Genomic DNA, 22169 nt, shown 5'->3' with positions numbered 1-22169 from the left:
CGCCTCCCGATTATCGGTCGCCCCGTGGAAAGGGGGACTCACCACCTGAGCTGACCGGCGACCGGCGACAATGGTCGAGTGGCTGACGACCCGTACCTGTGGCTCGAGGACATCACCGGCGACGACGCCCTGGACTGGGTGCGACGGCACAACGAACCGACCCTGGCCGACCTCGGCGGTGAGCGTTTCGAACTGATGCGCAGCGAGGCGCTCGAGGTGCTCGATACCGATGCCCGCATCCCGTACGTGCGGCGCCGTGGCGGGTATCTCTACAACTTCTGGCGCGATGCGGCCAACCCACGGGGATTGTGGCGGCGCACCACGTTGGAGAGCTACCGCACCGAGGAACCGGAGTGGGAGGTGCTCATCGATGTCGATGCGCTGGCCCGCGCCGACGACGAGAATTGGGTGTGGGCGGGCGCCGACGTCCTCGACCCCGACCACTCCCGCGCGCTGGTCAGCCTTTCCCGCGGCGGTGCGGACGCCGCGATCGTGCGCGAATTCGACATGAGATCACGCCAGTTCGTCGAGGGCGGCTTCGAGCTCCCGGAAGCCAAGACGGCGATCAGCTGGGAGGACGAGGATACCGTCCTGGTCGGCACGGAATTCGGCGACGGCGCACTGACCGAGTCCGGCTATCCGCGCCTGGTCAAGCGGTGGCGCCGCGGCACGCCGTTGGCCGAGGCGGAAACCGTATTCTCCGGCGATGCGACCGACGTCATCGTCACCGCGTCGGTGGACCGCACGCCCGGTTTCGAGCGGACCATGGTGCGCCGCGCCGTCGACTTCTTCAACGACGAGGTCTACGAGCTGCGTGACGGCGAACTGAGCCGCATCGACGCCCCGACCGACGCCACGGTGTCGGCGCACCGGGACTGGTTGCTCATCGAGTTGCGCTCCGACTGGGACACCGGCACCGAGCAGTACCGGGCGGGGTCGCTGCTCGCCGCGCATTACGCCGAATACCGCAACGGCACACAGCAACTGCAGGTGGTGTTCGAACCCGATGAGCACACGTGCCTGCACCACTATGCCTGGACCAGAGACCGACTCGTCGTGGTCACGCTCGCCGACGTCGCGAGCCGGGTCGAGGTGTACACCGCGGGTGAGTGGACCTCGCAGCCCGTTCCCGGCTTGCCCGACAACACCAACACCGTCGTCGTCGCCGCCGACGACCTCGGGGAAGAGATCTTCCTGGACTCCAGCGGATTCGACACCCCCTCGCGCCTCCTGCACGGGACGGCGGGGGGTGAGCTCACCGAGATCAAGCGCGCCCCTTCGTTCTTCGATGCCGCCGATCTGAAAGTCGACCAGCACTTCGCCACGTCAGCCGACGGCACCAAGATCCCGTACTTCGTGGTCGACCACCGGCACAAGCAGGCCCCCGGGCCGACGCTGCTGGGCGGGTACGGAGGTTTCGAGGTGGCAAGGACCCCCGGCTATGACGGTGTGTTGGGCCGGTTGTGGTTGTCGCGGGGCGGGACGTACGTGCTGGCGAACATCCGCGGCGGCGGTGAATACGGGCCGAGCTGGCATACCCAGGCGATGCGCGAGGGCCGCCACCTCGTCGGTGAGGATTTCGCCGCGGTCGCAGCCGATCTCGTCGAACGGGGCATCACCACGGTCGACCAGCTGGGCGCCCAGGGCGGCAGCAACGGCGGACTGCTCATGGGGATCATGCTGACGCAGTACCCGCACCTGTTCGGGGCTCTGGTGTGCAGCGTGCCGCTGCTCGACATGCGCCGGTTCCATCTGCTGCTGGCCGGGGCGTCGTGGGTGGCCGAGTACGGCAACCCCGACGACGCGGACGACTGGGAGTTCATTTCCGAATACTCGCCGTACCAGAACATCTCCTCCGAGCGCAGATATCCGCCGGTGTTGATCACGACGTCGACGCGTGACGACCGGGTGCACCCCGGTCATGCGCGCAAGATGACTGCGGCGCTCGAGGAGGCCGGGCAGCCGGTGCAGTACTACGAGAACATCGAGGGTGGCCACGGCGGCGCCGCGGACAACTCGCAGGCGGCCTTCCGGGCGGCGTTGATCTACGAGTTCCTGTGGCGAAAATTGGGCGGGTAGCCGTTCACCGGTGGCATTGCGGGCACAATCGTGCCTCCACAACCTTCCCGTGGTGGCCGCAGTTATCCACAACCGGCGACCCGGCCACATAGTTCAGGTCGGTGGGTCCCGGTATCATCGAACGTATGTTCGATACTGTGTTCGCGGGGCTGGACGAGTCCGCGCTGATCGCTGCGATCGGGCAGTCCGCGCGTGAGGAGGCGCAGGCCGGGGCGCGGAAGTTCGCCGCGATCGCGCAGCTGGCGCATCTGAGCGTCACCGAGGACCAGGAACATGACCACTGGGTCTACGACTCCTGGGCTGCGGCGGCATCCGAGATCGGGGCCGCGTTGAACATCGGACACAAACGGGCATCGGGGCAGATGCGGATCGCGGTCGCGTTGCGCGACCGGCTGCCCCGGATCGCGGCGCTGTACCTGCAGGGCGGGTTGAGCACCCGGCTGATCTGCGAGATCACCTGGCGTACCCGCCTGGTGGAGGACACCCGGGTGCTGGCGCTGCTCGACGCCGCGCTGGCCGGCCAAGCGCAGCGGTGGGGGCCGTTGTCCGACGAACGGTTGACCCGCGCGGTCGACGCGGTGATCAACCGGTATGACCCGGATGCAGTCATCCGGGCCAAACAGGTCCTCACGACCCGCGACTTCCGGATCGGGACGTTGCAGGACCCCGACGCGCTGGTCACGGTCTGGGGTCAGCTGCTCGGCTGTGACGCTGAGGTGCTGTCCGCCCGGATCACCGCGATGCTCACCGGGATCTGCGACGACGACCCCCGCACCATCGGCGAGCGGCGCTCATGCGCGGTGGGCGCCATCGTCTCAGGCCACGATCACCTACCCTGCCGGTGCGGATCACCCGACTGCCCGGCGTCAGCGCCGACCAGCTCCAATGTCGTCATCACGGTGATCGCTGATCCGGCCGCCGTCGAGGCCGCCCAGCAGCTGATCGCCGCCGAGGACCGCGCACAACAAAGCCAGCAGGCCCACAGAGCCGAGCCCGCCCCCGGACCGTTTCGTCAAGATGAATCATCGGCGCCGGGATCCGACTCGGTAGCCGACCCCCAGCCAAACCCCGAGCCCGACCCGGAAGTGCCTAATCCTCGTCCTTGCGACCAGGACTCGGGCGTGGCCTTGCTGCCCGGGGTGACGATCCTGCCGATCGCGGCGTTGGCCGAGGCGATCCGCAGCGGCGCGGCGATCAAACAACTCTGGCTACCCGGCGCCGATCCCGAACCGCACTACCGCCCCTCGGCCAAGCTGGCCGCGTTCGTGCGCGCCCGTGACCTGTTCTGCCGATTCCCCGGCTGCACCGTGCCTGCCCAACGCTGCGATATCGACCACGTCGTGCCCTGGCCCTACGGGCCCACCCACGCCTCCAACCTGAACTGCACATGCCGCACCCACCACCTGGGGAAAACGTTCTGGAACGGCTGGCGCGACGAACAATCACCCGACGGCACCGTGACCTGGACCACCCCAGCCGCCCAGCGCTACACCACCGTGCCAGCAAGCCGACTATTGTTCCCCCGCTGGAACACCACCACCACCGAGCTACCGCCGCCGACCCCACCCCCACCCGACCCCGACCGCATCACCAAGATGCCGAAACGACGACGCACCCGCGCCGCCCAGAACACCACACGCATCAAAGCCGAACGCAACCACAACGCCGCCCAACGCGCCGCCGCGCGAGCGATGGCCGACCACACCGCCAGCGCGCCACGACCGCCACCGTTCTGAAGAGCCCGGCATGAATTCTCATTCCCGCGCTGGCCTACGGGGTCACGTATTACTGGCTAGCCACCGGAGAATGCTCAAGCACTCAGGACGGCAATGAGGAGGCCGTCGACGATGTGACCGGCTGAACGGTGAACTCCACCCCGTACTGGTTGAGCGTCACCGGCAACGGCTCGTCCGGCGACAGCTGCGGTGTCGACGACAGCCGGAAGTCCAGCCGGCTCAGCAGGTTCGCCAGCAGCGTGCTCGTCGCGAACAGGACCAGGTTGCGTCCCGGGCACTCGGCGGGGCCGGCGGAGAACGGGACCAGCTGCGGATACGAGCGAGCTCGACCGTCAAGCCAGATGTCGGGGACGAAGTCGTTCGCGAACGGCAGCAGCGCGGGATCGCGGTGGTAGGCCGGCGTCACGATCATCAACCCCGCGCCCTTCTCGATGGTGACCGTGCCGTCGCGCCACGTCGTGTCCTCGGTAGTGTCGCGCAGGATCGTCGGTGTGGTGGGCCACAACCGCACCGACTCCAGGAGGCACGCCCGCAGAAACGGCCGCAGCCGCAGCTGATCCGGTTCGGCGGCGTCTTCGATCGCCCTGGACATGGCCGCGGGGTGGGTGGCGAGCGCGGCCATCGCACGCAGCTGCGCCATTCCCGCCGCGTCGAAGGCGAACAGCCACTGCGGCATCTGGCCCACCGGGTCGACGGCGCCGTGGACGGGTAGGTCGGCGACCGCGGCTGCCAGCGTTCCGATCTGCGGATCCTCGACATACTCGTACAGCCGCTGCAGGAACTTCGCGCGCTTGCGGTGGTGCGGAAGCGACAGGAACGACCAGTTGCCGGCCCGGCGGAGCCGGAGCAGGGCGTCGGTGATCTCTTCGTCGTCACGGGCGCGGTCACCCAGCGCGACCCGCCGCACGATCCGCCACCACGCGGCCATGAATTGGTTGGCGTCCATGGTGCCGCGCGCGGCCACCGTGTCCACCAACTCGCGTGCCTCCGCGGTGATCACATCGGCGAAGGCACCGGCCAGGCGGTGTATCTCGGCGCCGGAGTCGAGTGCGGAATCGAGGGCTTTGCGTTTCTCCCGGTTGGCCGGGTGAAACGGCTCGGGCGCTCCGGCGAGCACCCGGGCGACGTCGTCGGGGTCGAGCACCACCACCATTCGCCGGCCAGGCAGGATCAACTCGACGGGTCCCTTGCCGAATTCTCGCCGCAGCTGTTGCATGCGGCGGACTGCCCTGGCGTCGGCCTGGACGGCCTCCAGCGCCTGCACCGCGGGTTTGCGCCGCGCGATCACCCCGGCGGCGATCGACGCCGACCCCAGATCGGCCAGCGTGGCAGCCGCCCGCAGCCCGGTCAGTCGATGTCCCATGAACCCGCCTTTACCCGGCCGGCAGCCTGCCAATCATCGATCCCTGACCGGGCTGTGCCTGACCACGTCCGGTTGGCGGCGCAGACCCCCGAGCATCGACACCACCACCCCGACCGCCACCAAGACCACACCGGCGATCAACGTCATGTTCAGCCAGTGGTGCAGGCTGTCCTCGGCGTGCAGCACCATCTCATCGGCGATCCGGCGGAAGTCGCCCTCGGCGCGGGTCAGCGCACGGTCGATGTAGCCGTCGGCCACCTCCAGCCCCGCCCATCCGGACGCGCCGACCAACAGTGCCGAAACACCAAGCCCGGCAAGTGCTCTGCCACGCCGGCGCGATCCGGCCAGGGTGAGCAGCGCGAACACCGCAGTGAGCACGGTTAAAACGATGCTCACCCACGGCCCCCACGTCGCGACGGCCTGGAGACGGCCCGGCCGAAGTTCGGGCGACGGCACGGTGACCGGGACCATGAGCGTGTCGGGCACGTCGAGGTCGAGGTTGCCCAGTGTGGCGGCCAACGATGGATCCGAGAGCATCGGCGCGATGTCGATCAGCCACTGGTCGCCGACGTCGGCCTGCGGGATGTCGTCGGTGAACAGCCAGCGGTGCGCGATGCGATTTGCCTGCGCGAACTGCCCGGGGAAGCCCGCGTTACCGGTGTAGGCGGACGTGATCTGGTGCACGAGCGTCTCGTTGAGTCCGTACCCGCGATCGGCCGCCAGCGCGGTGATCTGAGTCGTGAGCTCGTCGGCCATCGCGGCGCGCAGGCGGGTGTCCGCGGCCGCGGCCTCGGCGAGTTTGGCGTAGCCCTGCTCGCTGACGAGGTTCTCCTGCGCCCACACCGCGGGCACGGCAGCGGCCAACAGCACCGTCGTCAGCAGCCACAGCAGGGCTGTCAGAACGGACCGCACGCGGTTGAGACCGGCGCCCTACTTGGCCATGCGACGCGGGCGGATCAGCGCGAGCTTGGTCATCATCGTGTTCATGCGTTTGAGCGCCTTGGCTGAGTTGTTGTAGTAGTTGCCGCCGGCGCCGACATTCGTCCGCGGTGCGACCACCGTCTCGATCCGGCAGTACTTGCGCAAGCCCTCGGGTCCACCGAAGCGGGACCCGATGCCCGACGTCTTCCAGCCGCCCATCGGCGCGGTCGTGCACATCAGGTTGGAGATCACGTCGTTGACGTTGACCCCGCCGCAATCCAATTGCAGTGCGACGGCTTGCGCCCGGTCGATGTCCTTGGAGAAGACCGCGGCCGACAGGCCGTAGGGACTGTCGTTGGCCAGGCGGACGGCCTCCTCGACAGACTTGACCTTCATGATCGGCAGCGTCGGGCCGAACGTCTCCTCGGTCATGCAGGCCATCGAGTGGTCGACGTCGACGAGTACCGTCGGCTCGTAGAAGCTGCCCGGGCCGGTGCGCCGCTTACCGCCCGTGAGCGCCTTGGCGCCCTTGGCGATAGCGTCCGCGACGTGCCGCTCGGTGACGGCGACCTGACCGTCGTCGATGAGCGCCCCGAAGTCGTTGCCCTCACCGGCGCCCATCTTGAGGTTCTTGACGTCGCGTACGACGGCGTCCACAAACTGGTCGTAGACGGATTCCAGAACGTAGACCCGTTCCACCGACACACACGTCTGGCCGGCGTTGAACATCGCGCCCCACACCGCGGCGTGCGCGGCGAGGTTCACGTCGGCGTCCTCAAGGACGATCATCGGGTCCTTGCCGCCGAGTTCGAGGCTGACCGGGGTGAGGCGGCGTGCGGCGCGTTCCATCACCTTCGCGCCCGTGGCGCTGGAGCCGGTGAACTGGATGAAATCGGAGTTGTCGATGACGGCCTCCGACACCTCACGGGCGCCCTGCGCGATCGCGAGGACCTCGGGGGCACCGGAATCCTGCCAGCCGCGCAGCAGCAGCTCGGCGGTCAGCGGCGTGCGTTCGGAGGGCTTGAGCAGCACAGCACATCCGGCCGCGAGGGCGCCGATCGCGTCCATCAGCGCGTTGGCGACGGGGTAGTTCCACGGCGCGATGATCCCGACCACCGGGCGCGGCCGATAGTGCACGGTGATCTTCTTGATCGACAGGAACGGCAGCGCCGCGGGACGCGACTCCGGGGCCAGCGCCTTGTCCATCGTGCGGACGTAGTACGACGTGATCATCAGGATCAGCGGGACTTCCTGGGCGGCGTCGACGGCCGACTTGCCAGTCTCCTTGATCAGCAGCTCTTCGATCTCGGCACGGTGTTCGCCCAGCCACACGGCGTAGCGGGCCAGCACCTTGGCGCGCCCTGTGGCGCCGCGGTTCTCCCAGCCCTTCTGGGTGGTGCGCAGGCCGGCGGCGATCCTCGGCACGTCGGCCGGATCGGTCCAGCGCACCTGCCCGGCGACGCCACCCGTCGCCGGATTGCGGATGGTGCTGTTGTCGAGCGCATCGAGTTCCGGCGTCGCGGTCATAGGCCTATGTTAACCACCCGTTGTGACGCAAATCGCACCCGGGTTGACGCCTGTCAAGTTGCGCGGTCGGGCCGGTGGATGACCAGGCGGGCCGCCCCCGCGACATAGGCGCTGCCGAGCAGTAGCGCGCCCACGGTGTCGGTGAAGTAGTGGAACGAGATTCCGACGAGGACCATGCCGACGATGACGGCCACCGCCGCGGCCACCACCACCGACAGCCGGCCACCGGCCGCGAGCACGACCATGCCCGCGACCACCACGAGCGCGGTGATGTGCCCGCTGGGGTAGGCGAGCTCGCCATCGCGGGTGCGGTCGAACACCCGCTTGAACAACTGCGCGGAGACGACGGCCACCGGTGGGCACAGCGCCGCCACCGCGGCCAGCTGCCACCGTCTCCGCCACAGCGCGTAGGTCACCGCGGCCCCGAGCACCGCGATCTGAACCGGCGCCTCGACGAACACCAGGAGCGGGTCGGGGGCGTCGATGGCCAACAGGCGACTGTCCAGGGGTGTCGAACCCTTGCCCACCAGCCGGCCGAGCACGAACATCGCGCCCACGGCGACCAGCGGCCACCAGTGCAGCGCGGTCCTCATCTCAGTGTGAGATGCCCTGGATATAGGCGGCCTGACCGAGGTGTTGAGCGCAGTCGTCGATGATGCTGACCAGCCGGGCGCTGGCGGTGACCGGGGGATCCCACCGGCGGTCGACGATCCGGGAGAGGTCGTCGGGGGTCACGGAGGCGATGTAGGCCAATGTCGTCTTGTGCACCGCGGAGTAGTAACCGGCCAACAGATCGGCCGGCACCCGAACCTTGCCGACGTCGTCGGGGCTGTGGCCGTAGCCGGTGTCGTCGCGCGGTAGATCGAGCGCGAACTGATCGACCCATCCCTCACGGGTCCACACCTGCTCGATGCCGGCGATCTCGCAGAGTTGGGCGTCCTGCACCCGGGCGCTGTGCCATAGCAACCAAGCGATGCTGTTGGCCGTCGCCGTCGGGCGGTAGAGCGCCACCTCGTCGGTCAGCTCGTCGGTGAGATTCTCGACGTGCTCGATCAGGCGGGTGAACGAGTCACGCAAAAGTTCGCGGGCGGCGGCCGCATCCGAGTCAGGCATAGGGCCAACCTACTCAGCGAACGTCACGTCTGCTGGCATGGTGTAGCCGGCCAGCTGATTCCGAAGTGATCGATCGTCTCGTCACCGTTCATTCGGGTTGATGACTTTCGACCGGCTCGGCGGTGAACCGTACGTCGGCGACGTGGCGGTGACGGACGGGGTGATCGCCGCGGTCATGGGGAACTGCGGTGTGGCGACGTCACGCAGTTGTTGGGGCGTCACCCGCAGCCCCCGCAGAACATCGTCGTTGATGACAACGCGGCCGCCACTGGTCCAGTGCGCCCAAGTCGCTGCGCGACGCAGGGCCTTTAGATCATGAGTCGATGGGACTTTCGGCCGCGGTCCCGGCGCCGGCCGGTCGGTAACGTCGTGCCCATGTCCACACCGACGCAACCCATTTCCATCCTTTCCGAAAGCGAATGCTGGGAGCTGATGTCGAGCGCCCCGCGGCTCGTCACCAGCGTCGACGGCTAACCGGAGATATTTCCGAGCAGCGCGGTAATCAACAACGTGTTATTCGAGGCCGACGACCACAACGTCGTCGGGGGATGTCGTCGGGGGATGTCGTCGGGGGATGTCGTCGGGGGATGTCGTCGGGGGATGTCGTGTGATCGTGACCCTCGTTCGTGACCCTGCGGTGTGCGAGCCCGAAAGGCCCTGAGTTGACGAGCGTTGAACTGACATGCTGACCCGCCTGGCCACCGCCCCACTGCGCGCAGCGGCGACGAGCATGCAGGTGGCCATGACCGCCGGAGCCACCGTTGCCGGCTTGACCGCCGGTACCGCTCTGGTCGTCGGTGGTGTGGTGGCCGATGCTGGTGAGGCCGTGGCCCAGAAGGCGGCCGGTGTCGGCGCGCTGGCCCGGGCGGCCACTGCCGTCACCGCCGAAGCGCTCGGCGGTCCGCACGCCCGGCGCGTCAGCGCCAACGGTGCACGGCGCTGGATAGAAGTACGGGGCCTCGACGGGCCCGATGCGGCGGCCGTGGGGGCCGCGGTGCTGACGGCGGTGCGTGGGATGCCGGGAGTGCAGCGCGCGGTGCTCAATACGGCGGCATCGCGAGTGGTGGTCACCGTCGACGACGGCGGCCCCTCCACCCCGCAACTCTGTGAAGTCGTGGCGCAGGCCGAGTGCGGCGCCGCCGCATCGCCAAGGCGGAGGGCCTCTGCGGCCATGGCCGCAGATGATGCAGTGCTCATCGCTCGAACGGCAGCGGCCGCAATCGCGTCAGCCGGTCTCGGGTTCGCGATCACGGGAACCGTGCTGCGGGTACCGCGGTTGTCCAGCGCGCTCGCAGTGCCTACAGCGGTGCTAGACCAGACGCCGCGGTTACGCCGCCACCTCGAGCAGCGGCTCGGAGCCGACGCGACCGATCTGCTGTTCGCTGTGCTCAATTCGACTAATGCAGCGTTGACCTCGTCGCCGACCGCCGCCGCTGGGGAAGCCGCGACCAGGGCGATGCTCGCGGCCGAGGCATGGAACGCGCGGCGGGCCTGGCGGCGACGGGAGCCCGAGCTGGCCGCCGACCCGTCGCCAGGCGGCGCTGCCCGGTTATCCCGCCTGCCTGCGCAGCCGGAGGACAGCGCAGACCGCTACGCCGACCGAGCGGGTGCGATGGGCGTCGGCGCCGCGGCAACTCTGGGCCTGCTCACCAGGAACACCCGACTCGCGGGCGCAGCTGCCATGGTCACCGTGGCGAAGCCGTTGCGGACCAGCCGGGAAGCGTTCGGATGCGCGTTGACGCGCGGCTTGGACGCTCACCACGACGCCGTCGTCATCGCCCCCCGCGCACTGCGCATGCTCGACCGCATCGACGCCGTCGTGGTGGATCCACGGGCCCTGTACACCGAGGAGTTGATGATCACCCGCGTTCGCGGGCCGCGCGATTCACACCGGATATCGGCCTGGGAAGCGGCCAGGGTCGCGCTGGACCAGGGTGGGCTGTCACCCGGGTGGCACCCGCTGTCGGCCATCCCCGATGCCGGCGACCACGGCGAGGCGCTGGTCAGCCCTGTTCGGGATCCGTACGCCTCGGCGCTGCTCGCGGAGGCCCGGCGTGCGAACCTGCGCGTGGTTTCCGTCGAGGACGACGGGTTACGTTCGCTGGCACAGGGTTTCGACGTCCTTCACCCGGTCGACGGATCGGTCGACGACGCGCTGGCCGACGCAGTGAACCGGTCGGCGGCCGACGGCACGACCGTCGCGCTGATCACATCGGCCGACATGCGGTCGCCCCACGCCGCACACCTCACGATCGGTGTGGTGCGTGCCGACGGCCGGCCGCCGTGGGGCGCCGACGTGTTCGTCGGCGACCTCACCGGGGCATGGCGGCTGTTGCACGCCGTGCCCGTCGCCCGTCGCGTCAGCGCCAAGGCGGTGCAGTTGTCGGCATCCAGTTCGGCGATCGGCGCACTGATGTTGGTGCCCGGCGTGGTCGGAAATGGGCCCGCAACGGTCAGCGCCGGCGCGGCGGCGGGGCTGTGGAACGGGTTCATCGCGGGCGCGAAGGTGTTTCGCGATCGGCTGCCCCACCCCGAACCCGGCCACGACTGGCACGCCCTGCCCGCGACGGAGGTCACCCGGCTGCTTCCCCGTCCTGTCGACGGCACCGACAGCGAGCCACCCGGGCCGAAACGAACCGCCGGTGCGGCCGCGGCGGCGTGGCGGGGCGCCCGGGATTTCCTCGCCGAGGTCCGCGCCGACCTCGACGACCCCATCACACCGTTGTTGGTGACCGGGGCAATGGCCAGCGCCCTGCTCGGCTCGGCGGTCGACGCCGCGCTGGTGACCAGCGTGCTGGTGGCGAATGCCGCGGTGTCCGCCGAGCAGCAGCTGCACGCCGAGCGCACCATTGCGCATCTGCTGGCGGTGCAGGAGCCGTTGGCCCGCCGCTGCACCGGCCCGGTCGAGAAGCGTCACCACGAGAAAGTCCCAGCGGACCGACTGCGACCCGGGGACCTCATCGAAGTCGTTGCCGGAGAGGTGATTCCGGCCGACGCCCGGTTGATTGAGGCCGTCAATATCGAGGTCGACGAGTCCACCCTGACCGGCGAGTCGCTGCCGGTGGCCAAGGACACCACCCCGACACCGGGCGCGGCGCTGGCCGAACGGATCTGCATGCTCTACGGCGGAACCACAATCCTGTCCGGAACCGGGATGGCCATCGTCACCGCCGTCGGCGGCGGCATGGAGATCCGGCGCGCGATGGCGATGGCTCCGCGCACGTCGGGCGAGATCGGCCTGCACGCACAATTGCGACACATCACCAAGCGCGCGCTGCCCGTCAGCGTCGCAGGCGGCGCCATGGTCGGCGCGCTCGGCCTGCTCCGCGGGACGCCGTTGCGGCTTGCGCTGTCGGAGGCGGTGTCGGTGGTCGTGGCCGCGGTGCCGGAAGGGTTGGCGCTCGTCGCGACGCTGGCTCAGCTCGCGGCCGCGCGCAAGCTCTCCGACGAGCACGTGCTGGTGCGAAATCCACACTCCGTGGAGGCGTTCGCGCGCGTCGACGTCGTCTGCTTCGACAAGACGGGAACGCTCAGCGAGAACCGGCTGCAGGTGAGAAAGGTGCATCCACTCGACGGTTTCCCTGCGGAGCAGGTGTTGGGCGTCGCCGCGCGCACGACGTTCGCCAGGCCGGGCCACCGTGCCGAGCATGCCACCGACGAGGCGATCCGCGCGGCCGCCGACCACACATCCACCGTCGACTACGACGGGCACGACGCGTTTCTGCCGTTCCAGTCGGATCGCCCGTTCGCGGCCGCGTTATGCGGCACCACGATCGCCATCAAGGGTGCGCCCGAGACGATCGCGAAGGCGCTGACCGAGGACAACGCCGGGTTGGCCCAGACCGTCGGTGACATGAGCGCTGCCGGATTACGGGTGCTGGCGGTCGCAGTCCGCGAGATCGACCGGGACCAGGCCGCTGCGGCGGTGGCCGATCCGCTGACGTTTGAGCGGTTGTGCCGCGGTGAGTTGACGCCGGTGGGCCTGATCGGTCTCGCGGACACTCCGCGGCCGGCCGCGGGTTCGCTGCTCACCGCGTTGGCCGAGCGCAGCATCGGGGTGCGCCTGATCACCGGCGACCATCCGGTCACCGCGCGGGCCGTCGCCGCCGAGTTGGGTCTCGTCGTCGCCGAGGACGAGGTGATGACCGGCAGCGACTGGGAGAGCCTGTCGGCGGGCGAGCGCACACAGGCGGTGGGTCGCTGCCAAGTGTTCGCGCGGATGACGCCCGAGCACAAGATCGAGGTCGTCCAGACCTTGGAGCGGGCCGGCATGGTGACCGCGATGGTCGGGGACGGCGCCAACGACGCAGCGGCGATCCGCGCCGCCAGTGTCGGCGTCGGTGTGGTGGCGCGGGGCAGTGATCCGGCGCGGACCGCCGCCGACGTGATGCTCTTGGACGGACGCATCGAAGCCCTGCTCGATGCCATCGATGAAGGGCACCAGCTCTGGCGTCGGGTGCACTCCGCGGTCAGTGTGCTGCTCGGCGGCAACGCGGGAGAGATCTGCTTTGCGCTGATCACCACCCTGCTCACCGGAAAGTCGGCGCTGAACACCCGCCAGATGCTGTTGGTGAATCTGCTCACCGACGCGCTGCCCGCGGCGGCGCTGGCCGTCAGTGACCAGTACCGCACCGGCGCGGTGTACCACGATGAACAACGGTTGTGGCGCGAGATCGGGATCCGTGGTGCGGCCACCACTGCCGGCGCCACGCTGGCGTGGTTTCTGGCCAGGCCGACGGGCACAGCCGCGCACGCGTCGACCGTGGCGCTCATCGGATTGGTCGGCAGCCAGCTGATGCAGACCATGGTGGACTCTCGCAGTCCGGCGGTAATCGCGACGTCGCTGGGAAGCCTCGCGGTCATGGGGGGCGTGATCAGCACCCCCGGTCTGAGCAGGTTGTTCGGCTGCACCCCCGTCGGGCCGATCGGCTGGAGCCAGGGCGTGCTGGCGGCGGGCCTGGCGACAGCGTTGTCCGCCGTCGCTCCGGATCTGCTGTCCCGCATCGCCGAAGCGGCCCAGAACTGGATTCCGGCACACATCGAGGAACAACCCGGAGGCGATCGCTCATGACAACCACGCAGGCGCTGACCGCTCAATTGGGCGGTAGGGGCGCCAACCTGGCACCATGGTGTGCGCCGGATTACCGGTGCTCGCCGGCTTTTGTCGAGCGGCACCTGGCCGTGCGACCGTCGTGCAGAAGACCCCTGATGTCATTAGCTGATCGCATGGTTCGCCGAGCTCAGACGTCGCTGCCAGTGCCGTTCAGGACCCTGGCAGGGTAGCACCCCGGGACAGCCGGGCGACGATCACCGGGATCCGTGCGGAATTCACAACGGTCCTGCTCACCGAGCCCAACAACATGCCCGGGAAGCCGCCACGACCATGGCTGCCGACCACCACGAGTTGCGCGGAGTGAGCGTGTTCGAGCAACCGCGGTGCCGGCCGGTCCGCCACGACGATCTTCTCGACCACGACGTCGGGATAGCGCTCCTGCCATCCGCACAGCCGTTCGGTCAGCACCTCTGTCTCACGCTCTTTGATGTTGCGCCATTCGATCGGGGCCCAGTTGATGCTGGGAAACTCGAGTGGCCCCATATCGCTCCATGCGTGCAACGCAACCAATCTCGCACGACGGCGCGAGGCCTCGTCGAAAGCGATTTCGGTCGCCAACTCGGAGGTCGGCGAACCGTCGATACCGACGAGGACCGGCGCCTTGGGTGACCGTGCCACAAGCGGATCTTCGTCGTGGATGACTGCTACCGGGCAGTGTGCGTAGTGCACGAGACCCGAACTCACGGAGCCGAGCAGCGCAGTCTCCACCGTTCCGGTGCCGCGGCATCCCAGCACCACCATGGTTGCATCCTGGGACAGGTCGATGAGGGTGGGCACGATCGGTGAGTGCAGCATCTCGGTGGTCACGTTGGCCGCACGACTCGGCGAGGTGGCCTGGAGCGCCAGCGTTTGGGCGTCGTGGAGGATCTGGGAACCTTCGGCATCGAGTGCTTCCAACAACTCCACCGGCGCTTGTGGCCATGGCCCCGCGGGAACGACTGCCGGCGGCACGACATGCACCAGATGCAGTGGCAAATGGCGTAACTCGGCGTCTTGCGCCGCCCATTCCACGGCTGCGGTCGAGGACGGTGACCCGTCGACGGCTGCCACGATTGCGTGATGCTCCGACCGAGACGGCATTCGCTTCTCCCTTGCACAGGCACCCGAACCCCCGGGCCAGTTGCTTCCCTGACGATAGGGCGACTCCATGGCCGGGTCTAGAGTCGTTGGTCCCTGACCAACAGGCACTTGTGCCCGCCGCGAAACCTTTCTGCCGCGGCTACCGTGATTCGCCATGGGGGCGCTGGTCTGGATCGTGGTCGCGGGCCTGGCGATGAGCGCGATAGCCCTTGTCGGCAGCGCCGCCTTGTTGATTCCGGACCGCCACTTCTCGCGGATTGTGATGCCGCTGGTGGGACTGGCGGCCGGTGCGCTGCTCGGTGGCGCCCTCTTCCACATGCTGCCGGAGTCCATTGCCGCGCTCGGCAACAATCTGGCGGTGTTCGCGTGGGTTGGACTGGGCGTCATGGTGTTTCACGTGTTGGAGCAGTTCCTGCACTGGCACCACTGCCATCGGCCGATGGGCCAGCACCGTCCACTCGGCTACCTCATCCTCGCCGCCGATGGACTGCACAACTTCGTCGGCGGCGTAGCAGTCGGCAGCGCATTCATCGTCGACATCAGGTTGGGCATCGTCACGTGGCTGGTCGCCGCGGCACACGAGGTCCCGCAAGAGATCGGGGACTTCGGGATCCTGGTGCACAGTGGCTGGAACGTCCGGCATGCGCTGGCCTACAACGTCGCGTCGGCCTTGACGTTTCCGATCGGGGGCCTGCTCGCCTATTGGCTCGCCGGGCGAGTCGACGTCGCGGTCCTCATACCGTTCGCCGCAGGAAACTTCATCTACATCGCACTGGCCGACCTGTTGCCCGAGCTGACCACCTCGCCCGCGCCGCAGCGCAAAATCACCCACACCGCTTGTTTCGCCGGTGGCCTGCTAGTTCTTTGGGCCATCGCGGCGGTGACGTGAGCACTTCACACCGATTGCGGAGATACCCCACCATCAGGGCACGGTGTTTTCCACTGCCGGGTGCGAGTTGCTGGATCCAACCACGGCATTCGATGACGACCGGCGGGACTTCCTACGGTCCCACGCTGACTTCGGCGCCGCGTCCGCTGACCCGCACGTGCAGGTGGTGACCGGATAGTGGAGCCGAAATGCCAGTGCACCCATCGCTTCTGGCCAGTACGGCGACAACACAATGCGGTTCCCACGTACCTCCAGCCCGGTGAAGCACCGCTCGACGAGGTCGACGCTGCCGGCCATCGCGGCGAGGTGCACCCTTCAGAGGTCGTGCCGCCCTGGATGTCGTCCACATCGGAATTGAGGACGTCACGGAAGAACTCCATCGCCCGGTCGCGGTTGGCGCGAGCGAGCACCCAGGAATGCACGACGGCACTGAGCGTCGAGCCGTGCGAGTTGCGGGCCATGTAGTAGTCCGCCATCGTCGCCCTCGGCCTGCAGGATCCGGTCGAGGCGCTGGATATTGCCGTAGCGCGTCCGGTACGATTCCCAATCCAGTTCCGCGAGTTGTTCGTAGCCCTCGAACTGGTTGATGAGTCCATCGTGGAACGGCACGAACATGCGTCGACTGACGTGATCCCAGCGCTGCAGTTCCTCGACGGCACGCAGGATCACCCAGACCGCCATCACGTTGTGTAGGCGTTGTTGTCGACACCGCCGAAAGGCCGGTCCTAACACCCGGAGTGGAATTCGTCGGGACCGATGACCCCGAGGATGCGGTAGCGATCGGTGGACTCGTCGTAGGTCGTTCTGCTGACCCAGAACCGGACGATCTCCACCAGAAGCTCCACGCCGTAGTCGGCGAGATACGTCAGGTCGCCGGTGACCTGGTAGAAATGCCACACGTTGTAGACGACATAGCCAGCCAGCTTGGCTGCCCGCGCGCGCCTCGATCAGTCGCCGGTAGCGGTAGCAGTAGCGCAGCAGCGCTCGGGTGATCGTCGGGAACCGCAGATTCAGGACCGGGAAGATGAACAGTTCGTCCCAGAACACGTAGCCGCGATAGGCCTCCCCATGCAGGCCCCGCGCGGGCACGCCATGTCGAGGTCTTCGCTGTGGCGGGAGACGGTCTGCATCAGGTGCATCAGGTGTAGCCGCAGCATCTGCAACTCTTCGGGATGACCGTCGATCTCGATGCTCAGCCGATCCCAGATGTGCGTCCAGGCGAGGTTGTGCGCGTCGCGCATCTCGGCGAACCCGTCCTGAGGCGCCAACCATACGAGAAGAGCCCGGGCTGCTTTCCGCAACCCGGGCTCTTCTCCTTGAGTGGACTTAGAAGTCCATACCGCCCATGCCACCGGTCGGGTCGCCCGCGGGTGCGGCAGCCTTTTCCGGCTTGTCGGCGACGACGGCCTCGGTGGTGAGGAACAGCGCCGCGATCGAAGCTGCGTTCTGCAGTGCCGAACGGGTCACCTTCACCGGGTCGGCAACGCCGGCAGCGAGCAGATCCTCGTACTCACCGGTCGCGGCATTGAGGCCGGTGCCGGCTGCCGAGTTGCGGACCTTCTCGGCCACCACACCCGGCTCCAGACCACCGTTGAAGGCGATCTGCTTGAGCGGGGCCTCGAGCGCGACGCGCACGATGTTGGCGCCCGTGGCCTCGTCACCGCTGAGGTCGAGCTCCTCGAGCGACGGGGCGGACTGCAGCAGCGCCACGCCGCCACCGGCGACGATGCCCTCCTCGACGGCGGCCTTCGCGTTGCGAACGGCGTCCTCGATGCGGTGCTTGCGCTCCTTGAGCTCCACCTCGGTGGCAGCGCCGGCCTTGATCACCGCAACACCGCCGGCCAGCTTGGCCAGGCGCTCCTGCAGCTTCTCGCGGTCGTAGTCGGAGTCGCTGTTCTCGATCTCGGCGCGGATCTGAGCCACTCGGCCCTGGATGGCCTCGGCGTCGCCGGCACCCTCCACGATGGTGGTCTCGTCCTTGGTGATGACGACCTTGCGGGCCTGGCCGAGCAGCGAGATGTCGGCGGTCTCCAGGGAGAGGCCGACCTCTTCGCTGATGACCTGACCACCGGTGAGGATGGCCATGTCCTGCAGCATCGCCTTGCGGCGGTCACCGAAGCCGGGAGCCTTGACGGCGACGGACTTGAAGGTGCCGCGGATCTTGTTCACGACCAGGGTCGACAGCGCTTCGCCCTCGACGTCCTCGGCGATGATCAGCAGCGGCTTGCCGGACTGGATCACCTTCTCCAGCAGGGGCAACAGATCCTTGACGGTCGAGATCTTCGACGACACCAGCAGGATGTACGGATCCTCGAGGACCGCTTCCTGACGCTCGGCGTCGGTGACGAAGTAACCGGAGATGTAACCCTTGTCGAAGCGCATACCCTCGGTGAGCTCGAGCTGCAGGCCGAAGGTGTTGGATTCCTCGACAGTGATGACACCCTCGTTGCCGACCTTGTCCATGGCTTCGGCGATCAGATCACCGATGGACTGGTCACCGGCAGAGATTCCGGCGGTGGCAGCGATCTGCTCCTTGGTCTCGACCTCCTTGGCGGACTTCAGCAGCGTCTCGGTGACCTTCTCGACGGCCTTCTCGATGCCGCGCTTGAGGCCGAGCGGGTTGGCACCGGCAGCCACGTTGCGCAGGCCCTCGCGGACGAGCGCCTGGGCGAGCACGGTGGCGGTGGTGGTGCCGTCACCGGCGACGTCGTCGGTCTTCTTGGCGACCTCTTTGACCAGCTCGGCGCCGATCTTCTCGTACGGGTCCTCCAGCTCGATCTCCTTGGCGATGGACACGCCATCGTTGGTGATCGTGGGGGCGCCCCACTTCTTCTCCAGTACGACGTTGCGACCCTTGGGACCCAACGTCACCTTCACTGCATCGGCGAGGGCATTGAGGCCCCGCTCGAGGCCGCGACGGGCCTCTTCGTCGTACGCAATTGTCTTGGCCATTGCGAAGTGTTTCCTCCGATAACGGATGCACGTTCTCGTTGGTCGGATCCGGTGCCCGCGACGGACGGCTCGGGTGTGCCCCGCAGGTGCGGACCCTCGCCTCACCGTCCCGACCTAGCACTCACCGGTCGCGAGTGCCAATTGCATTCTTAGCACTCGGCAAGGGAGAGTGCAAGGCGTCAGCAAGGTCCGGCGAGCACCTCGGCCAACAGTTCACGCGGGACTGTCGAACACCGATCCGATGCGCTACCTGCATCTCCCGTCCGAGGCGTTCTTCGTGCTGTCGGGGTCCGACGGCACCAGGAATAGCGCGTCGGAGTGCAGGCGGGGCGTTGCGCCGAGTGGTCGGGCAGGAGCAGCCGGCCCGACCACGAACGCACGGCGACACACCGTCTGTGCGGCGACGCGCCAAGCAGAGGTGCACGGCCGGAATCCGTTGCGCTAGGCTGCTGCCCGATCAGTGAGGAGTCTTTGGGTGCGGGCTTATGCAGCGCCCGACACCCAGGCTTTGCGTGGCTGGCAGCGTCGGGCATTGGTACGGTATCTTGCCGCCAAGCCGCGCGACTTCCTGGCGGTCGCCACCCCCGGGGCAGGTAAAACGGCGTTTGCCCTGCGCATCGCGGGTGAGCTGCTGGCTGACGGCACCGTGGAGCGGGTCACGGTTGTGGTGCCGACCGAGCACCTGAAGATCCAGTGGGCGCTGGCCGCCTCCCGGGTGGGTATCGCCCTGGACCCAAAGTTCAGCAACTCCTCGGCGCAGACGTCGTCGGAGTACCACGGCGTCGTGGTGACCTACGCTCAGGTGGCCAGCCACCCGACCCGGCACCGGGTGCGCACGGAGAACTACCGCACCCTGGTGATCTTCGACGAGATCCATCACGGCGGGGACGCAAAGACGTGGGGCGAGGCGATGCGCGAGGCGTTCAGCGAAGCCACCCGCCGCCTGTCGCTGACCGGGACGCCGTTCCGTAGCGACGACAGCGCGATCCCTTTCGTCACCTACGTGCCGGACGCCGAAGGTTTGCTGCGATCGGAGTCCGACCATACCTACGGCTATGCCGACGCGCTTGCCGACGGCGTGGTGCGCCCGGTGGTCTTCCTCGCCTACTCCGGTGAGGCGCGGTGGCGCAGCAGCGCCGGCGAAGAGCACGCCGCGCGCCTCGGCGAACCGCTGAGCGCTGAACAAACCGCACGGGCATGGCGCACCGTGCTCGATGCGAACGGCGAGTGGATCCCGGCGGTGCTCAAGGCCGCGGACACCCGGCTGCAGCAGCTGCGCTCCGGTGGCATGCCCGACGCCGGGGCGATGATCATCGCCACCGACCAGACCGCGGCCCGACAGTACGCGGCGCTGCTGACGAAGATGACCGGACGGCAACCCACGCTGGTGCTGTCCGACGACCCCGGGTCGTCGGCGCGGATCGCGGAGTACGCGGCCGGTGACACACCGTGGCTGGTGGCGGTCCGGATGGTCTCCGAGGGTGTCGACGTGCCGCGGTTGGCAGTCGGCGTCTACGCCACCAGTGCGTCGACGCCGTTGTTCTTCGCCCAGGCGATCGGACGGTTCGTCCGGTCACGACGCCCCGGCGAGACCGCCAGCATTTTCGTGCCTTCGGTGCCGGCGCTGCTGGAGCTGGCCAGCCAGATGGAAGCTCAACGCGACCATGTGCTCGGCAAACCTCACCGCGAATCGATGGGCGACGAGGAACTCGTCGAACGCCGCCGCAGTGAGCCCACCGAAGAGGATCGTGGGTTCGAATCACTGGGCGCCAGCGCCGAACTGGACCAGGTTATCTTCGACGGCGCATCTTTCGGCACCGCTACCCCTGCGGGCAGCGAGGAAGAAGCCGACTACCTCGGGATACCCGGCCTGCTCGACGCCGACCAGATGCGAGAACTGTTGCGCCGCAGACAGGAAGAGCAACTGACCAGGCGCACGGCATCGGGTGCGCCGCCCCCGGTCACCCCGTACGGCCAGCTGCGCACGCTGCGCCAGGAGCTCAACACGCTGGTGTCACTGGCGCATCACCGGCTGAACAAACCACACGGGTGGATCCACAACGAACTGCGCCGCATCTGCGGAGGGCCACCGGTGGCCGCAGCGACGTCGGATCAGTTGCAGGCCCGGATCGCCGCGGTGCGCACACTCAAGGCGTGACCGCCGGGGCGTCTGTTGAGGATGTAACCAGTCTCCCCGGCGGTGCTGTGACCAGTTCGTCGAGGTAACCGGGGAACAGTTCGTCCAGGATCTGTGGGCACCGTGCGAGCAGGGCGTGCGGTTGGCAGCCTTGCGGTACACCGCGGCGGGGCACCGGTTCGTCGACCAGACGGTCCCGCTCGACCACCCTGACGGTGTCGTAGTAGTCGGTGGGCACCCGGGCGGCCAAGAGCCCCGCCATGCTCGCTCTGCATACCACCGCGTGCTGACCGATTCTCGGCATCGATCACTCCGCCCGTGGTAGATGTCGCGGCCAACCCAACCAGCACCACAGGTGTCGCGCCTCAGCCGAACGGTTGAGATGGCCGGCCGCAGCCCGCGGCCGGTCGCGGCGTCACAGGCCGAGCAGGCCGGGCAGATCGGCGACCGAGTCGATCACGTGGTTCGGCTGCATCGCGAATTCGTCCGCGGCCCAACGGTCCAGGGTGTCCTGCCGGAACTTCCCGGTACGCACCAGGACACCGGTCATCCCGACCACCTGACCAGCCAGCACGTCGTTGTTCAGATCATCGCCGACGACGTACATCTCGTCTGGGTCGACACCGAGGCGGCTGGCGGCGGCCAGGAAACCCTCTGGCGCCGGTTTCCCGACGGCCGTTGCCTTGCGCCCCGACGTCTCCTCCATCCCGATGAGGTACATGCCGGTGTCGATACGCAGTCCGTCGGCGGTGTTCCAGGATGTGCTGCGGTGCATGGCGACCACCGGAACCCCGCGGGACATCCAGTCGTAGACCCAGCTCAGCGTCAGATGGTCGTACTCGGGGCCGGCGCCGCCGAGCAGCACCACATCCGGCGTCTCGGGAATGTGGTCGGTGCCGTGCTCACCGGCGTACACGAGGTCCACACCGGGCATGTCCTCACCGATTCGCCCGCTGTTGACCAGGAAGCACCGGGCGCCCGGGTAGCGGTCGCGGACGTACTGGGCGGTGAGCACCGCCGCGGTGATGACCTCGTCCGGGCTGACCTGCATACCGGCGTCGACGAGGAGGTCGGCGATCTGCCTGCGCGTCTTGGTCGTGGTGTTGGTCAGATAGGAGCGGGCGACCTGGTGGTCGGCGAGCACGCGCAGAGCCTCGGCCGCACCGTCGATCGGCCGCCACGATGTCACCAGCACGCCATCGATGTCGAACAGCACCCCACCGATCGCCATGCGCCGACAGTAAACCGCTACCGCCGAC

Annotated in this window: 14 protein-coding genes and 2 pseudogenes; 5 read left to right on the top strand and 11 right to left on the bottom strand. The window is 68.1% G+C overall.

Features of this window, described 5'->3' with window-relative positions; genetic code table 11:
- Positions 1-78: 78 nt before the first annotated feature.
- Both G6N07_RS01525 and G6N07_RS01520 read left to right on the top strand, forming a co-directional pair.
- Positions 79-2079 (top strand): prolyl oligopeptidase family serine peptidase, encoded by a 2001-nt coding sequence (locus tag G6N07_RS01525; RefSeq protein WP_085192907.1) that lies wholly within the window; start codon positions 79-81, stop codon positions 2077-2079.
- Positions 2080-2204: 125 nt separating this feature from the next.
- Entirely contained in the window at positions 2205-3815 is a 1611-nt protein-coding gene (locus tag G6N07_RS01520; RefSeq protein WP_163784039.1) for an HNH endonuclease signature motif containing protein, read from the top strand.
- Between the two features lie 82 nt (positions 3816-3897).
- On the opposite strand, the gene G6N07_RS01515 is transcribed toward G6N07_RS01520, so the two are convergent.
- The 6 genes and pseudogenes from G6N07_RS01515 to G6N07_RS20830 form a co-directional block, all read right to left on the bottom strand.
- Positions 3898-5178: a cytochrome P450 gene (locus tag G6N07_RS01515; RefSeq protein ID WP_085189636.1), complete on the bottom strand. Its 1281-nt coding sequence runs from the start codon at positions 5176-5178 to the stop codon at positions 3898-3900.
- A gap of 33 nt (positions 5179-5211) precedes the next feature.
- Positions 5212-6090: a hypothetical protein gene (locus G6N07_RS01510; RefSeq protein ID WP_085189634.1), complete on the bottom strand. Its 879-nt coding sequence runs from the start codon at positions 6088-6090 to the stop codon at positions 5212-5214.
- An 18-nt stretch (positions 6091-6108) separates the two neighbouring features.
- Entirely contained in the window at positions 6109-7626 is a 1518-nt protein-coding gene (locus G6N07_RS01505) for an aldehyde dehydrogenase family protein (protein ID WP_085189632.1), read from the bottom strand.
- 53 nt (positions 7627-7679) lie between these two features.
- On the bottom strand, positions 7680-8219 hold the full coding sequence (locus G6N07_RS01500; RefSeq protein ID WP_085189630.1) for a phosphatase PAP2 family protein: 540 nt from the start codon (positions 8217-8219) through the stop codon (positions 7680-7682).
- Between the two features lies 1 nt (position 8220).
- Entirely contained in the window at positions 8221-8739 is a 519-nt protein-coding gene (locus G6N07_RS01495; RefSeq protein ID WP_085189628.1) for a mycothiol transferase, read from the bottom strand.
- Between the two features lie 192 nt (positions 8740-8931).
- Positions 8932-9009, bottom strand: a pseudogene (locus G6N07_RS20830) (hypothetical protein); the annotation flags it as partial.
- 412 nt (positions 9010-9421) lie between these two features.
- On the opposite strand from G6N07_RS20830, the gene G6N07_RS01485 reads away from it, so the two are divergent.
- Positions 9422-13810 carry an HAD-IC family P-type ATPase gene (locus G6N07_RS01485; protein ID WP_308214537.1) on the top strand — a complete coding sequence of 1463 codons (4389 nt, stop codon included), beginning with the start codon at positions 9422-9424 and terminating at the stop codon, positions 13808-13810.
- A 192-nt stretch (positions 13811-14002) separates the two neighbouring features.
- Here G6N07_RS01485 and G6N07_RS01480 read toward each other — a convergent pair whose 3' ends face one another.
- The gene (locus tag G6N07_RS01480) at positions 14003-14932 is read right to left on the bottom strand and encodes a universal stress protein (RefSeq protein ID WP_085189626.1); all 930 of its coding nucleotides are present in this window, start codon (positions 14930-14932) and stop codon (positions 14003-14005) included.
- Positions 14933-15086: 154 nt separating this feature from the next.
- On the opposite strand from G6N07_RS01480, the gene G6N07_RS01475 reads away from it, so the two are divergent.
- A complete protein-coding gene (locus G6N07_RS01475) occupies positions 15087-15821 on the top strand; it encodes a ZIP family metal transporter (protein ID WP_085189624.1) in 735 nt (244 codons plus the stop codon).
- 115 nt (positions 15822-15936) lie between these two features.
- Here the strand turns inward: G6N07_RS01475 and G6N07_RS01470 are convergent.
- Both G6N07_RS01470 and groL read right to left on the bottom strand, forming a co-directional pair.
- Positions 15937-17137: pseudogene (locus tag G6N07_RS01470) on the bottom strand (glycosyl hydrolase family 65 protein); the annotation flags it as partial.
- 10 nt (positions 17138-17147) lie between these two features.
- Positions 17148-18773, bottom strand: coding sequence for a chaperonin GroEL (gene groL, locus G6N07_RS01465; protein WP_085189622.1), 1626 nt, complete (start codon positions 18771-18773; stop codon positions 17148-17150).
- Between the two features lie 475 nt (positions 18774-19248).
- On the opposite strand from groL, the gene G6N07_RS01460 reads away from it, so the two are divergent.
- Positions 19249-20931, top strand: a complete 1683-nt coding sequence (locus tag G6N07_RS01460) for a DEAD/DEAH box helicase (RefSeq protein ID WP_085189620.1) — start codon at positions 19249-19251, stop codon at positions 20929-20931.
- On the opposite strand, the gene G6N07_RS01455 is transcribed toward G6N07_RS01460, so the two are convergent.
- Together G6N07_RS01455 and G6N07_RS01450 are read right to left on the bottom strand one after the other, a co-directional pair.
- Positions 20921-21172, bottom strand: a complete 252-nt coding sequence (locus tag G6N07_RS01455) for a hypothetical protein (RefSeq protein ID WP_235849663.1) — start codon at positions 21170-21172, stop codon at positions 20921-20923. The two genes, G6N07_RS01460 and G6N07_RS01455, sit on opposite strands and share 11 nt — an antisense overlap.
- 153 nt (positions 21173-21325) lie before the next feature.
- The gene (locus G6N07_RS01450; protein WP_085189618.1) at positions 21326-22141 is read right to left on the bottom strand and encodes an HAD-IIA family hydrolase; all 816 of its coding nucleotides are present in this window, start codon (positions 22139-22141) and stop codon (positions 21326-21328) included.
- Between the last annotated feature and the right edge of the window lie 28 nt (positions 22142-22169).

The organism is Mycolicibacterium doricum (assembly GCF_010728155.1).
Taxonomy (GTDB): Bacteria; Actinomycetota; Actinomycetes; order Mycobacteriales; family Mycobacteriaceae; genus Mycobacterium; species Mycobacterium doricum.
This window is presented reverse-complemented; position numbering and strand designations above follow the sequence as displayed.